Origin of the sequence: Ewingella allii, assembly GCF_044430645.1 — a bacterium.
In the GTDB taxonomy this organism is placed as follows: domain Bacteria; phylum Pseudomonadota; class Gammaproteobacteria; order Enterobacterales; family Enterobacteriaceae; genus Ewingella; species Ewingella allii.
In genome coordinates this window covers 200,195-216,591 of record NZ_JAWUDN010000010.1, presented here as the reverse complement: position 1 = coordinate 216,591, position 16,397 = coordinate 200,195, and the positions used below count along the sequence as shown (strand labels likewise).

General features: G+C 55.7%; 17 protein-coding genes. 8 read left to right on the top strand and 9 right to left on the bottom strand.

Going from position 1 to position 16,397, the window contains the following annotated elements; all coding sequences use genetic code 11:
• The first annotated feature begins 512 nt into the window (after nucleotides 1-512).
• Nucleotides 513-749, top strand: a complete 237-nt coding sequence (locus tag SBO83_RS19295) for a hypothetical protein (RefSeq protein ID WP_353501634.1) — start codon at nucleotides 513-515, stop codon at nucleotides 747-749.
• A 54-nt stretch (nucleotides 750-803) separates the two neighbouring features.
• On the opposite strand, the gene SBO83_RS19290 is transcribed toward SBO83_RS19295, so the two are convergent.
• Nucleotides 804-1,874, bottom strand: coding sequence for an ABC transporter substrate-binding protein (locus SBO83_RS19290; RefSeq protein WP_396132622.1), 1,071 nt, complete (start codon nucleotides 1,872-1,874; stop codon nucleotides 804-806).
• A gap of 180 nt (nucleotides 1,875-2,054) precedes the next feature.
• Nucleotides 2,055-2,966, bottom strand: coding sequence for a LysR substrate-binding domain-containing protein (locus SBO83_RS19285; protein WP_396132616.1), 912 nt, complete (start codon nucleotides 2,964-2,966; stop codon nucleotides 2,055-2,057).
• A gap of 141 nt (nucleotides 2,967-3,107) precedes the next feature.
• Between SBO83_RS19285 and SBO83_RS19280 the strand changes: the two genes are divergently transcribed.
• Nucleotides 3,108-3,890, top strand: a complete 783-nt coding sequence (locus SBO83_RS19280; RefSeq protein WP_396132615.1) for a hypothetical protein — start codon at nucleotides 3,108-3,110, stop codon at nucleotides 3,888-3,890.
• A 7-nt stretch (nucleotides 3,891-3,897) separates the two neighbouring features.
• Here the strand turns inward: SBO83_RS19280 and SBO83_RS19275 are convergent, their stop codons facing one another.
• From SBO83_RS19275 to SBO83_RS19255, 5 genes are all read right to left on the bottom strand, one after another.
• Complete coding sequence (locus SBO83_RS19275) at nucleotides 3,898-4,743, bottom strand: ATP-binding cassette domain-containing protein (protein WP_396132614.1); 846 nt, start codon at nucleotides 4,741-4,743, stop codon at nucleotides 3,898-3,900.
• Between the two features lie 19 nt (nucleotides 4,744-4,762).
• Nucleotides 4,763-5,671 carry an amino acid ABC transporter permease gene (locus SBO83_RS19270; protein WP_034789407.1) on the bottom strand — a complete coding sequence of 303 codons (909 nt, stop codon included), beginning with the start codon at nucleotides 5,669-5,671 and terminating at the stop codon, nucleotides 4,763-4,765.
• On the bottom strand, nucleotides 5,664-6,191 hold the full coding sequence (locus SBO83_RS19265; RefSeq protein ID WP_396132613.1) for a GNAT family N-acetyltransferase: 528 nt from the start codon (nucleotides 6,189-6,191) through the stop codon (nucleotides 5,664-5,666). The genes SBO83_RS19270 and SBO83_RS19265 overlap by 8 nt, the downstream gene beginning before the upstream one ends.
• Nucleotides 6,192-6,216: 25 nt before the next feature.
• Nucleotides 6,217-7,140, bottom strand: coding sequence for an ABC transporter substrate-binding protein (locus SBO83_RS19260; protein ID WP_396132612.1), 924 nt, complete (start codon nucleotides 7,138-7,140; stop codon nucleotides 6,217-6,219).
• A gap of 265 nt (nucleotides 7,141-7,405) precedes the next feature.
• On the bottom strand, nucleotides 7,406-8,590 hold the full coding sequence (locus SBO83_RS19255; RefSeq protein WP_396132611.1) for an amidohydrolase: 1,185 nt from the start codon (nucleotides 8,588-8,590) through the stop codon (nucleotides 7,406-7,408).
• A 265-nt stretch (nucleotides 8,591-8,855) separates the two neighbouring features.
• Between SBO83_RS19255 and SBO83_RS19250 the strand changes: the two genes are divergently transcribed.
• The 6 genes from SBO83_RS19250 to SBO83_RS19225 all read left to right on the top strand — a co-directional run bounded on the left by SBO83_RS19250 (nucleotide 8,856) and on the right by SBO83_RS19225 (nucleotide 15,047).
• Nucleotides 8,856-10,265 carry an NtaA/DmoA family FMN-dependent monooxygenase gene (locus SBO83_RS19250; RefSeq protein WP_396132610.1) on the top strand — a complete coding sequence of 470 codons (1,410 nt, stop codon included), beginning with the start codon at nucleotides 8,856-8,858 and terminating at the stop codon, nucleotides 10,263-10,265.
• Nucleotides 10,266-10,274: 9 nt separating this feature from the next.
• Nucleotides 10,275-11,105: an ABC transporter substrate-binding protein gene (locus SBO83_RS19245; protein WP_396132609.1), complete on the top strand. Its 831-nt coding sequence runs from the start codon at nucleotides 10,275-10,277 to the stop codon at nucleotides 11,103-11,105.
• Nucleotides 11,106-11,131: 26 nt separating this feature from the next.
• The gene (locus SBO83_RS19240; protein ID WP_396132608.1) at nucleotides 11,132-11,995 is read left to right on the top strand and encodes an ATP-binding cassette domain-containing protein; all 864 of its coding nucleotides are present in this window, start codon (nucleotides 11,132-11,134) and stop codon (nucleotides 11,993-11,995) included.
• Complete coding sequence (locus tag SBO83_RS19235) at nucleotides 11,979-12,764, top strand: ABC transporter permease subunit (protein ID WP_396132607.1); 786 nt, start codon at nucleotides 11,979-11,981, stop codon at nucleotides 12,762-12,764. Before SBO83_RS19240 ends, SBO83_RS19235 begins: the two co-directional genes overlap by 17 nt.
• Nucleotides 12,754-13,443, top strand: a complete 690-nt coding sequence (locus SBO83_RS19230; RefSeq protein ID WP_396132606.1) for an ABC transporter permease subunit — start codon at nucleotides 12,754-12,756, stop codon at nucleotides 13,441-13,443. Before SBO83_RS19235 ends, SBO83_RS19230 begins: the two co-directional genes overlap by 11 nt.
• 191 nt (nucleotides 13,444-13,634) lie before the next feature.
• On the top strand, nucleotides 13,635-15,047 hold the full coding sequence (locus tag SBO83_RS19225; protein WP_396132605.1) for an EmmdR/YeeO family multidrug/toxin efflux MATE transporter: 1,413 nt from the start codon (nucleotides 13,635-13,637) through the stop codon (nucleotides 15,045-15,047).
• Nucleotides 15,048-15,110: 63 nt separating this feature from the next.
• Here SBO83_RS19225 and SBO83_RS19220 read toward each other — a convergent pair whose 3' ends face one another.
• A complete protein-coding gene (locus SBO83_RS19220; protein WP_396132604.1) occupies nucleotides 15,111-15,881 on the bottom strand; it encodes an anti-sigma factor family protein in 771 nt (256 codons plus the stop codon).
• The gene (locus tag SBO83_RS19215; RefSeq protein ID WP_396132603.1) at nucleotides 15,878-16,390 is read right to left on the bottom strand and encodes a sigma-70 family RNA polymerase sigma factor; all 513 of its coding nucleotides are present in this window, start codon (nucleotides 16,388-16,390) and stop codon (nucleotides 15,878-15,880) included. The genes SBO83_RS19220 and SBO83_RS19215 overlap by 4 nt, the downstream gene beginning before the upstream one ends.
• Between the last annotated feature and the right edge of the window lie 7 nt (nucleotides 16,391-16,397).

Sequence of the window (16,397 nt, the reverse complement as noted above, 5' to 3'; positions counted from 1 at the left end):
AAAACGCAGGGTTCCAAGGGAGGCGCGTTTACGCCTCCCTTGGTCGGTGTGGGCCGACGCCCACGGTTTTGAATTTGTATTTGAATTTAAAGATTCAAAGATTCAAATCTTTAAAGATTAAAAAAGCGCGTCAGGGGCCGCCGCCCCCCCAAAACTGGAATGCACCTCGTAATTTATTTTGTCGCTCATGTAACCCGACAATAACCTTCCAAGACACCTCGCAGAGATGATTTTTCCCTCTGATAAGCCAATAAAAAAGGAATAGGCTGTCCTTGCTGCGGTGAAAACCGTGGTCGGGCGTAGGAACCTGAGGCAGTCCCCAATAGCAATTGTAGTGACGTCTTCGCTGCGTATTACATTGATTTTAAAAATGTAACTATGGTGGCTCAGACGGGGCAGCCTTCGGGCTGACCGGAAATTGGGACCGGTATTCCTACCTCCGTCTGAGCTGTCTCCCTATGCCGTAGGGGCTTAGGAGTCGGCCATAATTACTCTTCAGGAAGGTATATAAAATGGACAATGTTGCTACTTTAGTTAATTCATTTGATGGGCTTTACGATGCGACGCCTCTGACGGCGGTTGAACTGTGTGAACAATGTCGGGCACTGGTTTTTGCGATGACCGAATTAGCCAATCCTATTGCGAAAGAGTTGTTGAACTCGATTCTGTGGGAACGTATCGATCAGCTTTATCAGACACTGACGGCTCTGGATGTTGACCCGCAGGCTAGATTTTCGGTGCTGATGTAAACGGCGAGGAGCTAAGGGAAGGCAGGGCGCGTGGCGGCGCCCTGCGAAGAGGAACTACTGCGGTGTAGCCCAAAACACGCCGCTGTAATCCAGCGAGGTGAATTTCTCGTGGGCCATCTTTAAATCGGCCAGTGGGTCGATATCTTTGAACAAGTCCGGGTGCAGGAACTTGGCAATCTCTTCGACGGCAATCACGTTGAAAGGCAGGTCATAGAACTGGTGGTACATCGCCAAAACCTGCTTGTCTTTAATGGATTTCAGTACGCTGATGCCATTGCGGCTCATCAAGGCGCTCAGGCTTTTCTGCACGGTCGCTTCATTGGTGCTGTAGCCGAAAGGCACGGCGCCAGAAGGTTTGTTGCCGCGGCTCCAGTCAGCGCCGGTCATCAGGTAGTAATCCGGGTTGCTGCTGATCAACTGCTCAACGTTGATATCGCCACCCATCGCCGGGAACAGTTTGCTGCCAATGTTCTGACCACCGGCCTCGTCAATAAACTGACCAAAGCTGCCTTTACCAAAGGTGGAGCAGCACTGTTCGCTGTGCAAACCTGCATGGCGCTCAATGAAGACGCTCGGGCGCTGGTCTGGCTTGAGCGTGGCTACCCGCTGGCGAATTAAATTCAGGCGCTGTTGGTAAAAATCAACAAAGGTTTGGGCGTTTTTCTCTTGGTCAAACACCTTACCTAACATCTGCATGCTGGCGACGGTATTAGTCAGCGGCTGCTGGCGGAAGTCGATAAACAGCACCGGAATATTGAGTTTTTGCAGTAAAGCGAGGGTGCCGCTATCGGTCATTTTGCTCAGCAGGCCGGTATCGAAAATCACCAAGTCAGGCTTCAGAGTCACCGCTTTTTCGACACTGAAATCAGCCACGTATGGGTTGTCGAAAATGGGAATGTCTTTCATTTTCGGGAATTTTTTCAGGTACGCCTGATTCATATCTGCGGCTTTGGTTTGCAGCGAGTTGTCCATTGAAACGATATTTTTCAAAGGATCTTCCGGGTGCAAAATATTTAAGGCAATCAGGGCGCGCGAGTCAGCCAGCATGACGCGCTGCGGCGTATGGTCGAAGGTCACTTGGCGACCGGCGATATCAGTAACGGTGAAAGGTGCGGCCTGCGCCATAAATGAAATCAGCAGCGAGCTGGCCACCGCCAAAAGGCGTGCGGGGCGAAGTAAACCAGTGAACATGACAATCCCTAGAGCGAAAATGAAAGATGATAATGATAATCATCTCTTTTGGACTTGGGAACGGCTCGCACACAATTTGACATCAATCTTGTGGCACAGGGCGTGTGTCTCGCGTTAGTGCTCGGCTGTCAGCGGCATTCTGCTTTGCAGCCAATGCTTTAATTCCACAATGTCGTCACGATCGGCTTTATCGGCTGAAGTGACAAAATAGTAATTTGCGCCCGGCAGGCACTGCTCAAACGGCACTTGCAAAATGCCTTTTTCGATAAAGTCTTTAGCCAGCAGGCTGCTGACGATGGCCACGCCCTGTCCGGCAATCGCCGCCTGAATGGCATGGGTTTCATCGGTAAAGCGCAGGCCGGCATCAATATTTAATCCGGCAGGGCCAAACTGCTGGCGCCAATTCTCCCAGTCCGGCGAGGGCTGCGGGATCATGCGATTTTCTACATGGAACAGCGTGGCAGTGAGTAAATCTTCCAGCCGCTTTAATCCCAGCGTAGGACTGGCAACCAACACAAAACGGTCATGGGAGAGCAGGGTGGAGTCGAGCTGAACGCTGGCGTGCTGGCTGTAGCGAATAGCAACGTCCACGGTATTCTTGGTTAAATCCACCAGTTCAATGCTGGTATGAAGCCGCAGGTCGAGCGTCGGCGCATGGGTTTTCAAATCAGCCAGGCGTGGTACCAGCCAGTGTGTCAAAAAGTTCGAGGTGGTACTGAGGGTTAAGGCTGCGGGCTGGCGCGCGTGGTGAATTTCATTCACCGCGTCTTGCAGGGTGCTAAATGCCTGACGCGTTGCCTGACGCAGGATCTGGCCGACGGCGGTGAGTTTCACCTCGCGGGCGCTGCGTTCAAACACCTGAGCGGACAGGGACTCTTCCAAAACGCGGATTTGATGGCTAATGGCGGTGGCGGTCACGCCAATCTCTTCGGCGGCGCGTTTAAAGCTACCCTGCGTCGCCACCACGTCGAAGGCTTTGAGTGAACCCAGTGGCGGCAGGCGCGGTTTTCTTACGTTTGCATTCATGATGAGTTATTTTCATCCATGGCTGAAAATGATGACTTTGATTGACCCAAAATAAGCGGAGTAAGCTTGTTTTGCAATATCGGTATAGATGAAGTGAATTCATGCTAGTGCTGATACCTCTCAATCAAAGGAAGCTCTCTCATGACTCTGTGTATCGAGCAACGCCAGCTGCGGGCTGGCAATAAAGCTGAGTTATTCGCTCTGCTGTTTTCGCTTCAGGCGCTGGTTTCGGGCCTGCTGTTTTCTCTCGTTGGCTGGGCAGAGCTGTTTACTGCCAATTTATTGCTGGGCGCGGTGGTGATTTTTGCGACAGTCGGGCGCTCGGCGGCGGGCCATGCGATGTCGACTTTACTGGCCTGTCTGACCGCAGTCAGCCTGCTGGTGGCATTACTTAGCTGGTCGGAGCGCGGCGTGGCGGATGCTAATACTCATTTGATCAACGGCATCGCCGCCATCCTGTTGGGGCTATTGATTCTGAATGAGAAGTATGGGGCGCGGCCTTGGCTGCCAAGGGCTTTGCGCCGTCAGCACGGTTTCTCATGGGCGCTTGGTGCTGAGGTATTTTCAACGGCGGGGATTGCCACTGGGCTTTTTCTGACCGTCTTGGTGAGCCAAGCCTTCTTCATCGACCAGGCCACGCTGGAAACCGGTTTATTTCCACTGGTGCTGACCCTCTTTATGCTGGCGCTGCGGATATGGGTTTTAAAGCAAGGGGCCAACGCCGCGATCTCTCAGCAGGTCTATCTGCCCTACGTCCTGCCGCTACGTGCGATGGGAGCAGCAGTCGGGGTCGGGCTGGCGGTATTTTTACTGCAGGGTTATCCGAATGGGGAAGGCTTTGCCGGTGCATCAGCCTTGCTATTGCTGTTAGCGCTGGGAAGCACTACGACAATGCTGGTAGCGGCGGATGCACCGGCAGAATGAGGCCGGTTCACAGCACTTTTTCTAGGAAGCTGCGGGTGCGGCCGTGGCGCGGGTTGTCCAGAACCTGCGACGCAGAGCCGCTCTCCACCACTTTGCCATCCACCATAAACACCACCTGGTCCGCCACCTGACGGGCGAAACCGATTTCATGGGTGACGACGACCAGCGTGACGCCAGAACGCGCTAGCTTTTTAATGACGTCGAGCACTTCGCCGACCAACTCCGGGTCCAGCGCCGAGGTGGGTTCGTCAAACAGCATCACTTTTGGGTTGAGAGCCAGCGCGCGGGCAATGGCAATGCGCTGCTGCTGCCCGCCGGAAAGATGGCGCGGGTAAGCCTGAGCTTTTTCGCGCAGCCCGACGGTGTCCAGCAGCTCATAAGCACGGGCAATGGCCTGTTTGCGGTTCATCAGCCGGTGAACGATAGGGGCTTCAATGATGTTATCCAGCACCGACAGGTGCGGGAAAAGGTTAAAGTTCTGGAAGACGTAGCCGACGTTAACCCGCTGTTTGAGGATTGCCCGCTCTTTCAACTCATACAGCTTGTCGCCTTTGCGCTGATAGCCAACATAGTCGCCATCAATCTGAATGGTGCCCTCATTGACGCGTTCCAGATGATTAATGGTGCGCAGCAGAGTGGATTTCCCCGAGCCGGATGGCCCGAGGATCACCGTCACGGTGCCGGGTTCAATGCTTAGGCTCACGTCATCCAGCGCCTTGTGTGCGCCAAAATGTTTGCTCAGGTGGCTGATTTCAATTCTGCCCGGTGCCTGATGCTGCGGCTGGCGCAGCAATATCGGCTCGGCGGCTTTGGCCGTTGGGCGTGAAACGAACAGGTCAAAAGCTTCAGACATACATTTACTCCTTCGCGGCTTAGCCGCGCGCCCACAGGCGGAAACGTTGGATTGGCGTCGGTCGTAGCTCGCGCACGGCTCCGCGTGAGAAATAGCGTTCAACATAATATTGCAGTACCGACAGCACCGAAGTGATAACCAGATACCAGACGGTCGCTACCATCAGCAGGGGAATTACCTGCTGGGTGCGGTTGTAGATCACCTGCACGGTGTAAAACAGCTCGGGCATCGACAGCACGTAAACAATCGAGGTGCCCTTGGCGAGACTGATCACTTCATTAAAGCCGGTAGGGATAATCGCCCGCAGTGCCTGCGGCAATATGATGCGGAAGGTGCGGCGATAGCCCGGCAAACCCAGTGCCGCGGCTGCCTCATGCTGACCATGCTCGACACCCAAAATGCCACCGCGAATAATCTCGGCGGTGTAGGCCGACTGCACCAGCGAAAGCCCCAGCACGGCGACGGAGAACTGATCCAGCAGGTCCACGGTTGGGTGGCTGAAGAACTCAATCGAGGTAAAGGGAATGCCGACCGACAGGCTGTCGTACAGATAGGAAAAGTTGTAGAGAATGATCAGCACCAGCAACATCGGCAGTGAACGGAATAGCCAGATATAGCCCCACGCCAGTCCATTCAGTAAGTAGGATTTGGACAGTCTGGCCAGCGCCAGCGCTGTGCCAAAGATAATGCCAAACAGCGTGCCCAGTAGGGTGAGCAGCAGGGTTTTGGCTAAGCCTTGCAGGATGGCGGGTTCAAAGAACCACTGGCGAAACACGCCCCATTCCCAGCGCGGATTGGTGGCAATCGACTGGACGATCACCAGCAGAATAAAGACCGAAAATATGGCGCCAATCAGGCGCAGCGGGTAGCGGGCAGGGACCACTTTCAAAGGCGGCTGGTCGGCCTGTCGCAGCGATGTGTCACTCATAGGCTTTCTCCGCAACAGGGGCAGCAGCCACGGCGACGGGCAATGCTTTGGTAAAGGGTAAGCGACCGTCATAAGGCGGCAGGGAGTAAACCACCGGGTCCACGCGAGTATCAAACTGCGGCTGATAGCCGTTTGCCAGATATAACCCCACGGCCTCCGGCTGGCGGAAACCGGTAGTGAGGAACAGCTTGCTGTAGCCTTGCTCCAGCGCGCGTTGCTCCAACTCAACCAGCACCTTTTTCGCCAATCCCTGGCGGCGCAAGGTTTTGTCGGTCCAGATACGTTTTAGCTCGGCGGTCTGCAGGTCGTAGCGTTTAAACGCCCCCATCGCAATGGGAACACCGTTACGCAACAGCACCACAAACACCCCGTCCGGCGGGGCGTAGTAGCTCAACGGCTCTTCTTCCTGATGGCCAAAATAGTCGCCATAACGCGCGCGATATTCACCAAATAAGCCTTCAATGACGGGCGCAATCAGCGGGTCGTCCGGCAGGGTTTGAATAAAAATGTCCTGACTCATGGTCTGCTCCTGCTGAAGAGAAAAATTAATCACCAAGGCCCGGTGGGTTGATTTCAGAGTGATCGATCTTCTCGACGCTCTCGCCCCAGCGGTCTAACACTTTCAGGTAACTGCCACTGGCGATGGCGCTGTTAATCGAGGCTTGGACGGCATCAACCAGCCCATTACCCTTTTTCAGCGTCACCGCGATGTTGGCGGTTTTCGGCCAGCCGCCCGGCACGGTGCCGACTAACTGGGTTTTGCCAGTTAACAGGGATTTATACGCCCCGGTGACGTTCGGGCCGAAGGTGGCGTCGGCGCGGCCTGATTGGATAGCCAGCGTCGAAGCTGCGTCATCAGTGACATAAATAGGCTGTAGCGGGGCGAGGCCCTTGGCGCGGTTTTCCTTATCCCACTCCAGTAAGACGGCTTCCTGATTGGTGCCGGAGCCGACGATGATTTTCTTACCCGCAATATCCGGCGCTGAAGTAATGGATTTAATTTTGCTGCCGGTCTTCACGTAGAAGCCCAGCGTATCTTGTCGATAGGTGGCGAAATCGAATTTAGTTTTGCGATCTTTCGTCACCGTAATGTTGTAGATAGCGGCATCGTATTTGCCGGACGTCACGCCGAGCGGCCAGTCTTCCCACGAGGCGGGCACCACTTTCAGCTTCAGGCCAAGGCCATCGGCAACCAGACGCGCAATGTCGGCCTCGCTGCCAATCACGGTTTTATTGTCACGAGCATAAAGGCCAAAAGGTGGGGCACTGCCGAGCACGGCCAGCGCAACGGTCAGGGTGCCCGGTTCGACAAACTTAAAGTTTGCCGGGATTTTGGCGATGGCTTCAGGGCTTTTTGGCGTATTGATAGGGGTTTCATTGGCGACTAAGTCGATACCCGGTGCTGCATAAGCCACGGAGGAAAAAAGAACCAAAGCGGCCACGGCGGTTAATTTTGTGCTGATCATCATTATTACCCTCATACCCCTCATATTTCGCGTTGTAGATGCGTTGGCTACCTTTCTGCACCACGAACTATCTAGGTTAATTATTTTTTATTAGACCCTTGCAGGTGTCGAATTCACTATTCCTGAGCGGCTGTGGGATGTAAAACAACAAAATTAAATAACTAAACTGATAAAGCAGAAATAAAAAAACCGAGATGAAAGATAGGGAGAAGGCCCGCTGGCCGACATTAAATCGGGCGGGCTGATAATATTCTTAGCAGTGAAAAGGTTATTTTTCTGTCAGTTTGGCCAATGCTTTTTCCGCTAATTGCTGGAAATAGACCGCTGCCGGATATATGGCTTTTTCATTCGGATTAAATTTAGGGTGATGTAAGCCGAACTCACTGGCCGAGCCAATGCTGACAAAGGCGCCGGGCACGTGATGCAGGTAGTGCGCGAAGTCTTCACCGCCCATTTGCGCCTCGGACAGCTCAACGTTATAGCCTGCTTCCCGCGCCGCCTGACTGGCAAACTCGGCCCAGCGCGGCGTATTGACCACCGCCGGTGGCCCCGGGAACCAGTGCAGTTCGGCCTTCGCGCCCAGCGCCTGCGCCACGCCTTCAATCACCTGACGGATTTTGCCGGGGATCTGCTCGCGGATCTCGGCGTTGTGGGTGCGCACCGTGCCTTCGAGGTCAACATCCTGCGGCAGCACGTTCCAGGTATTGCCGCCCTCAATGCGGGTCACGCTGACCACCACCGACTCTTTGGTGCTGAAGTGGCGGCTGACCAAGGTTTGCAGCGCGGTAACGATGTGGCTGGCGGTGACGATGCTATCGACACCTTCTTCGGGATGCGCGGCGTGCGCGCCTTTGCCCGTCACGGTGATTTGGAATCGGTCGACGTTTGCGTAGAACGCGCCGCCTTTGGTGGAGAAGGTGCCGACCGGCAGCTGTGGCGCATTGTGCAGGCCGAAAATGGCGTCCACATTGTCCAGCGCGCCGGCTTCAATCAGCTGGAGCGCGCCGTTGAAACGCTCCTCGGCTGGCTGGAAGAACAGCCGCACGCGGCCCGGCAGTTGCTCTTCCCGCGCTTTGAGCAGGTAAGCCGCGCCCAGAATCACCGAGGTGTGGAAGTCATGGCCGCAGGCGTGCATTACTCCAGCCTGCTGCGAGCTGAAAGGCACGCCGGAAATTTCATTAATCGGCAGGGCGTCGATGTCCCCGCGCAGCGCCACCAAAGGGCCGTCCTGCGGGCCAATCTCGGCCACTACGCCGGTTTTTAAACCGAGATTCAGGATGCGGATCCCCGCAGCGTTCAACCAATGGGTAATTCGCTTGGTAGTGGCATATTCGTGGTTCGACAACTCCGGGTTTTGATGCAATTCACGGCGCCAGTCGATCAACTGTTGTTCAAGCTTTAAAGGAGTGAGTGATGCTGCGTCGAGGGTGTCATCGGCAGTATGAAGACTCATATCATTTTAACCTTATGGTATTGGCCGGCGAATAATGGCGGCGGGGAAATTAATGTCCTGATTAATCCTGACCGCATATTGGCAAATTACTAAATATCGAGTGGTTATCTGTTATGCCTTTCGGTTCTCTTTAGGTTTTTATTCCATTAGCTAATTATCGAAATAAGAAGAACGGTTTTTATATTTAGGCCGCGATGCTTTCTGTGGAATTCTTTTGCTATCGCCTTTTCATATTGCATCGCAGACCTTAGTTGGGAGTCTAATTATGAGCCAATCCATTCCATCTTCATCAGCCGCTGACGCTAACGCGACTAACAAGAAAAGCATTAAATTAGGCCTGATGTTGCACGGCGCGGGCGGCCATATGAATTCATGGCGACACGAAAAAGTCCCTGCCGATGCCAGCGTCAATTTTCCCTATTTCCGTGAGTTGGCGCTGAAAGCCGAAGCCGCTAATTTCGATTTCCTGTTTGTCGCCGACGGTTTGCACATCAATGAGAAATCACTGCCGCACTTCCTCAATCGTTTTGAGCCGGTGGCGCTGCTGTCGGCGCTGGCATCCGTGACTCACAGCATCGGGCTGGCGGGCACCATTTCCACCTCTTACAGCGACCCCTTCACCGTGGCGCGCCAGTTAGCCAGCATCGATAACATCAGCAATGGCCGGGCGGGCTGGAACGTAGTGACCTCGCCACTGGCGGGTTCCGCCAAGAACTTTGGTAAAGATCACCCTGAGCACTCACTGCGTTATCAAATCGCCGAAGAGTACATCAACGTGGTGCAAGGGCTGTGGGACTCGTGGGATGACGATGCCTTTATCCGCGACCGCGAAAGCGGGGTGTTTTTCGACGCCGCCAAGCTGCACAAGCTGAATCACCAAGGGCAGTTCTTCTCGGTGGAAGGGCCACTCAACATCAAGCGTTCGCCACAGGGCCAGCCGGTGATTTTCCAAGCCGGAGCTTCGGAAGCGGGTATCGCGCTGGCGGGCAAATCGGCCGACGCGGTCTTCACCAACGCCCGCACCCTGCAAGAAGCGCAGGATTATTCAACCAAGTTGCAGGCGCAGGTCGCCAAGCACGGCCGCCATCCGGTGGGCATTTTCCCCGGCATCAGCCCGATTGTCGGCGCGACCGAAGCCGAAGCCGAGGCCAAATATCAATATCTGCTCTCCCTGATCTCAGTGGACGACGCGCTGGCCTATCTGGGGCGCTTCTTCGACCACCACGACTTCTCCCAATACCCGCTGGATGAGCCTTTCCCGGACGTTGGCGACTTGGGGCAGAACACGTTCCGTTCCACCACCGACCAGATTAAACGTTTAGCCAAAGAGAAAAACCTGACGCTGCGCGACGTGGCGTTCCAGACCACGCTGCCGAAAGGCGAGTTCTTCGGCACACCGGAGCAGGTGGCTGACACCTTTATTCGCTGGGTGGAAGAGGGCGGCGCTGACGGTTTTATTATCGGCGGCCCGGTTTTGACCGAGGCGCTGGACGACATCGTTCGTCTGGTTCTGCCCGTGCTGGCCGATCGCGGCTACTGGCATCCCTCGACGGAGAGCAAAACTCTGCGCGAGCGACTGGGTCTGCCGTTCAAGACCAGCCGCTACGCGCAAGTACCAGCAAAACAGCAAAAAAATGAGCAGCCGCAGGTTGCCGCAACATTGACTCATCATTAAGGAATAACTATGGCTCGTTTGGTTTCTGGTAAGGCGTCACTCGCAGCATGGATTTTACTTTCAATCGGCGGCGTGGCGAGTTTTGCTGCCCACGCCGATCAACTGTCGGACATTAAAAAGGCCGGGGTGATTAAGGTCGCCACCTTCGACTCCAACCCGCCGTTCGGCTCAGTTGATGCCAAAACGCATGACATTGTCGGCTATGACGTGGATTTCGCCAAAGCGCTGGCCAAGTCACTGGGCGTGAAGCTGCAACTGGTGGCGACTAACCCGGCAAACCGCATTCCGCTGCTGCAATCGGGCAAGGCTGACATCATCGTGGCTGACATTACTATCACGCCGGAACGCGCCAAGGTGGTGGATTTCTCCCTCCCTTATTTCGTCACCGGGCAGCAGTTCCTGGTGCCCGTTGGTTCACCGGACAAGCTGGATGAGTACGCCACGGCGCGCATTGGCGCGGTGAAAGGCACCACCGGCGAGCAGGAGTTGCATAACCGATTCCCGAAATCTCGCGTGCTCTCATATGACGATATTCCGCTGGCGCTGTCTGCTCTGCGCAATGGCAACGTTCAGGCTATTACTCAGGACAGCACCATTCTGGCTGGGCTGCTCGACGGCGCGCCGGACAAGGCGAAATACAAAGTGTTGCCGGATTTACTCAGTAAAGAGGAGATTGGCGTCGGCGTGAAAAAGGGTGAAACCAACCTGTTGAAAGCCGTCAATGATGAACTGCTGAGTCTGGAGAAGTCCGGCGAAGCGACCACCATTTATAACAACTGGTTCGGCCCGCAGACCAAATCGCCGCAGCCGCGCTTATTTACGATTCAGGCCAAGAGCTAAGCAAAATAATTAGACAGGCAGGGTTTATGCAACAACCATCCTCAGCAACCGCAGACTCGTCTGCGGTTTTTTCGTCTCCAGAGGGCGGCAAGAAAGCCGTCGCGGTGCAGTTCAAACAGGTGAGTAAATCTTTCGGCGCGCATCAGGTTATCCAGCAGGTGGACTTGAGCGTGGCGGTGGGAGAAGTGGTGGCGGTCTGCGGGCCGTCCGGCTCGGGCAAGTCGACGCTGATCCGCCTGATCAACCATCTGGAGACCCTCAGCAGCGGCGAGATTTTCATTCATCAGCGCCCTACGGCTGGCCTCAGCGGCAAAGCGCTGCGCCAGCTTCGTACCCATATTGGCTTTGTTTTTCAGCAATTCAATCTCTACGCCCATCTTGATGCCTTGGATAATGTCAGTCTGGCGCTGACCAAGGTCCACGGCTGGAAGCAGGAGGCAGCGCGGCACAAGGCGCGCGAGCTGTTAGTCAGAGTTGGGCTGGCTGACCGGGCTCATCATTTCCCCTCTCAGCTGTCCGGCGGCCAACAGCAGCGGGTGGCTATCGCCCGCGCGCTGGTCACCGATCCCAATATTATTCTGTTTGATGAACCCACTTCGGCGCTGGACCCGGAGATGATTGGCGAAGTGCTGCTGGTGATGCAGGAGCTGGCGCACAGCGGCATTACCATGATTGTGGTGACTCACGAGATGAGCTTTGCCCGCGAAATTGCCGACCGGGTGGTGTTTATGGATGGCGGGCAAATCCTCGAGCAGGCCGACCCGGAGAGCTTCTTCACCCAGCCCCAGCATCCGCGCGCCCGGCGTTTTCTGCAAAAGGTGCTGTTCCCGCTGCGCTCGGCGCAAGAACAGTTAGCCAAAGAGGGGAAGGTTGATGAACTGGCACCTTGACTGGGCGGGCGTGCTGACCGGTCAGCCGCTGCAATGGATTATTTCCGGCTTTCTTACCACCTTATATGTGACGCTGGCCGCCAGCCTGTTGGCGACGCTGCTCACCCTGCTGCTATTGGTGCTGCGCCTTGCGCCGGGCCGCGTGGGCAGGGGCGTGGCGGCGGTGTATGTGTCGATATTTCGCAATACGCCGCTGCTGGTGCAACTGCTGTTTTGGTACTTTGCCGCCTATGGCGCGCTGCCGCAGGGGTGGCGTTTTTACATTGGCGACGAGCACCCATGGGCCACTTTACCGGTCAATATCGCGTGGTTGACGCCGGAGTTTCTCTGCGCCACCTGGGGGCTGGCGCTGTTTAGCGCGGCCTTTATTGTGGAAGAGGTGCAGGCCGGGCTGAACTCGGTGTCCACCGGGCAGCAAGAAGCGGCAGTTTCTCAAGGATTTACCCGCTGGGCGCTGCTGCGATACGTGCTGTTGCCTCAGGGGCTGACCAATGCGTGGCAGCCGATCACCGGCCAATATCTCAATCTAATGAAGCTGTCGTCGCTGGCCACAGGTATTGGCTTCTCGGAGCTGACTTACCAGATAAGCCGCATTGAAAGTTACAACGCCCACGCGCTGGAAGGCTTCGCCATCGGCACCGCGCTCTATTTACTGCTCGGTTTAGTGATGGGCTGGCTATTTGTCATCTTAGGGCCAAAACGGCCCGGGCAGCGCCAGCCGCAACCTGCCGCCGTGGCTAATGCTGAAGGAGCACCGCGTGGAGTTTGATTATTCGGTTCTGCATGACAATTTCACCTACCTGCTGTGGGGGCGGGTGGCGGACGGCGAGCCGGGTGGCGTGCTGCTGACCTTAATTATGGCTATCTCGGCGGGCGCTATCGCGCTGGTGCTGGGCGTGGGAATGGCGGCGCTGGCCTGGCGGTTTGGCGGCTGGACGCGGCGCGTGCTGTTCGTCTGGGCCGAGTTTATTCGCGGTATTCCACTGATCTTTGTGATTTTCTGGCTCTACTTTCTACTGCCGGTGGTGTTTGGCAGTTCAATGCCGGGCGCGCTGACCGTGATACTGGCGCTGGCGTGGTTCACCTCGGCGGCGGTGATGCACTCGACGCTGGCCGGAATTGAGTCACTGCCCGCAGGCCAGAGCGAGGCGGGCACGGCTTCGGGTTTCAGCCAGTGGCAGGTTTTACGCATTCTGCTGCTGCCGCAGGCGTGGCCCAACCTGCTGCCGTCCTATCTCGGCTTGATCATTGCGCTGCTAAAAGACACGTCGTTGGCGTTTATCGTTAACGTGCCGGAACTCACCACCGTCGCCGGGCAGGTGAATAATCGGGTGCAAATCTACCCGGCGGAGATCTTCCTGTTCATCGGCCTGATTTACTACCTGCTGTGCGCCACGATGGCGGCAGTAGCGGGGAGATGGCTGGGGCGGCGTCATTCTCAACGCTAACCTCTGGGATTTGTATCAGAATGTTCATCGCGCCAAAGAGTGATGTCAGTGCCGATGTGGCCTTGCCGCGAGGCGGGTTTTTTGTTGCGCATTAAATGTCCAAATATCAATAATAAAAGCCTTTGCAAATCGCAGGGGCTTTTACCATTCTTAAAGCAGGCATCTGACCTCACCTCATAGCTGGAACTATCTTGCAAAACATCAGAGTAACCGTGCAACACGCGCTGGAGCGCACCAAGTGGTATCACAAACGGCGTTCCTATCGTGTGTTGTTCTGGCGTGAAATTACTCCCCTCGCGGTACCGATATTTTTCGAAAATATGTGCGTGCTGCTCATGGGGGTGCTCAGCACCTTTCTGGTCAGCTGGCTCGGCAAGGAAGCGATGGCCGGCGTGGGGTTGGCGGACAGTTTCAATCTGGTGGTGATCGCCTTTTTTGCCGCGATAGACCTCGGTACGACGGTGGTGGTGGCCTTTAGCCTCGGTAAGCTGGATCGCAAACGCGCGCGCAACGCGGCGCGGCAGTCTTTAGTGCTGATGACCCTGTTTGCTTTGCTGCTGGCCGTCGGCATCGAGTTCGCCGGTGAGCATATTATTGACTGGATAGCGGGCAGTGCCGAGCCGCAGGTTAAGGCCCTCGCCCTGAATTATCTCACTATTACCGCGTGGAGTTATCCGGCGGCGGCCATCGCGCTGATCGGCTGTGGGGCCTTGCGCGGTGCCGGTAATACCAAGATCCCGATGCTTATCAACGGCGGGATGAACATCCTCAACATTATTATCAGTAGCGTCCTGATTTATGGCTGCTTCGGCTGGGGCGGTTTGGGCTTTTCCGGTGCCGGATTGGGCCTGACGATTGCCCGCTATATCGGCGCAGCGGTGGTGATTTACGTGCTGATGATCGGCTTCAATCCGGCACTGCGCATTCCCCTTAAAAGCTATTTCAAACGTCTCAATACCGGCATTTTGATGGAAGTGCTGAGCATCGGCGTGCCCGCCAGTATTGAATCCGTGCTGTTTAACGGCGGTAAATTGCTGACGCAGGTGTTCGTCGCCGGGATGGGGACTGACGTGATTGCCGGTAACTTTATTGCCGCGTCGATCGCCTCGCTGATTAACCTGCCGGGCAACGCCTTGGGTTCGACTTCTACCATTGTGGTCGGCACCCGTTTGGGGCGCGGACAGATGGGGCAGGCCGAGCACCAGCTGAAACATATTTTCTGGCTCTCAACCATTGGCCTCTGCGCGCTTTCGCTATTGTCGATGCCGCTGGCGGGCGTGCTGGCCTCTTTCTATACCAAGGAAGATGACGTTATCCACGTGGTAAAAATGCTGGTGTGGCTGAACGCCGCCTTTATGCCATTCTGGGCCGCCTCCTGGGTATTACCCGCCGGGCTGAAAGGGGCTCGCGACGCGCGCTTCACCATGTGGGTATCGCTGCTGAGTATGTGGGGCGGGCGCATCGTCGCCGGTTACACCCTCGGCGTGGTGCTCGGCTTCGGCGTCATCGGCATCTGGCTCGGCATGTGCCTCGACTGGATCATTCGCGGCAGCTTCTTCTACTGGCGACTGGCGAGTGGTAAATGGTTGTGGAAGTATCGCTAGGATTTTTTGCTAAAAAGGCCGCTTCTCGGCGGCCTTTTACTGTCTATCTTCCACCCAATCCAACTAAATCGACTGAAGATTCCCGGTGAAATGGGCTAGCGCCTTTTGCAGCGGGGCGGTTTGTTGATCGTTAGCTGGGCTGATGACCGCGTAGTTATAGCGCTGATCGCTCCAGTATTGCGCCATCAGATTGTCGGTTTTACGTTCGCCTTTGCCGATTTGCATTCGCCCGGAAGGGCGGATGTAGTAGGTCACGCGCGTCCCCTTGGCATCCTGATAAACCACCAGTGCCGCCGGGCCTTGCTCGGTGACCATCAGACGTCCGCCGACCAGATTGAAACCGTAATTTTCCAGATTCGGCGGCAGGCCGCCGTTGATGAAATTGCGGCCCATCCAACTGTCCATCTGTCCCTGAGTACTGGCTACCACGTCCAGTGCTTTGACATTGCCGTCGTTGATTAAACGGTAAGCCTGCACGGCGTCTTCCATCGGCAAGATTTGGCTCTGCACTTGGCTCGCATGCAGCTGCCAGCCCGCGATGCCGCCAATGCCGATGGATAAAAGCAGGCTGAAGGCCACGGATAATCGCCACTGGCGGGTTTTGCGAATCCGCTGGCGCACCTGCTGTAAATCCGTCGCCCGAGGCGCGGTATAAGGTACAAACTCATCAAGTGAGACGCGTAACCTCTGGGCATCGGCCCGCCATTTTGCCACTTGCGCTGCAACCTCAGGGTGCTTTTGCAGATAGTGTTCAACCCATTTTTTTTGCTCATCGTCGAGTTGCCCATCAACGTAAGCGTGCAGATCCTGTTCTTCAGGAGGAAGCCTGCTCATTTCAATCTCCTCAACGCATTTGGCGAAGGCGCGGCCTCGTCCCATTGCTGCAACTGTTTTCTGGCCCGTGACAAACGTGACATCACGGTGCCTAAAGGAATACCCAGCGCCTGCGCGGCCTCTTTATAGCTCAGGCCTTCCACGCTAATCAGCATCAGCAGGGCGCGCTGCTCGACGGGTAACTGGCTGAAGATGATCAGCATATCATCGTGGATCAGTAACTCTTCTGCGGAAGCCGCGACGTTATTTTCTTCGCCGGTAAACAGCGACAGAATGCGTTGAAAACGCCTTTTGCGCCGCTCGCCATCGATAAATTGCCGATAAAGAATGGAGAACAGCCAGGGGCGCAGGCTCTGCTGGTTATCCAGCGTCTTTTTGCCGGTCAGCGCCTTCTCCAGACAAGACTGCACCAGATCTTCCGCCGAGTGCGGGTTACGCGTCAGCCACAGAGAAAAACGCTGCAGGTGTGGCAGCATCTCTCTGATTTCATCTTCGGTTAGGGAGTTCACGGGCAGC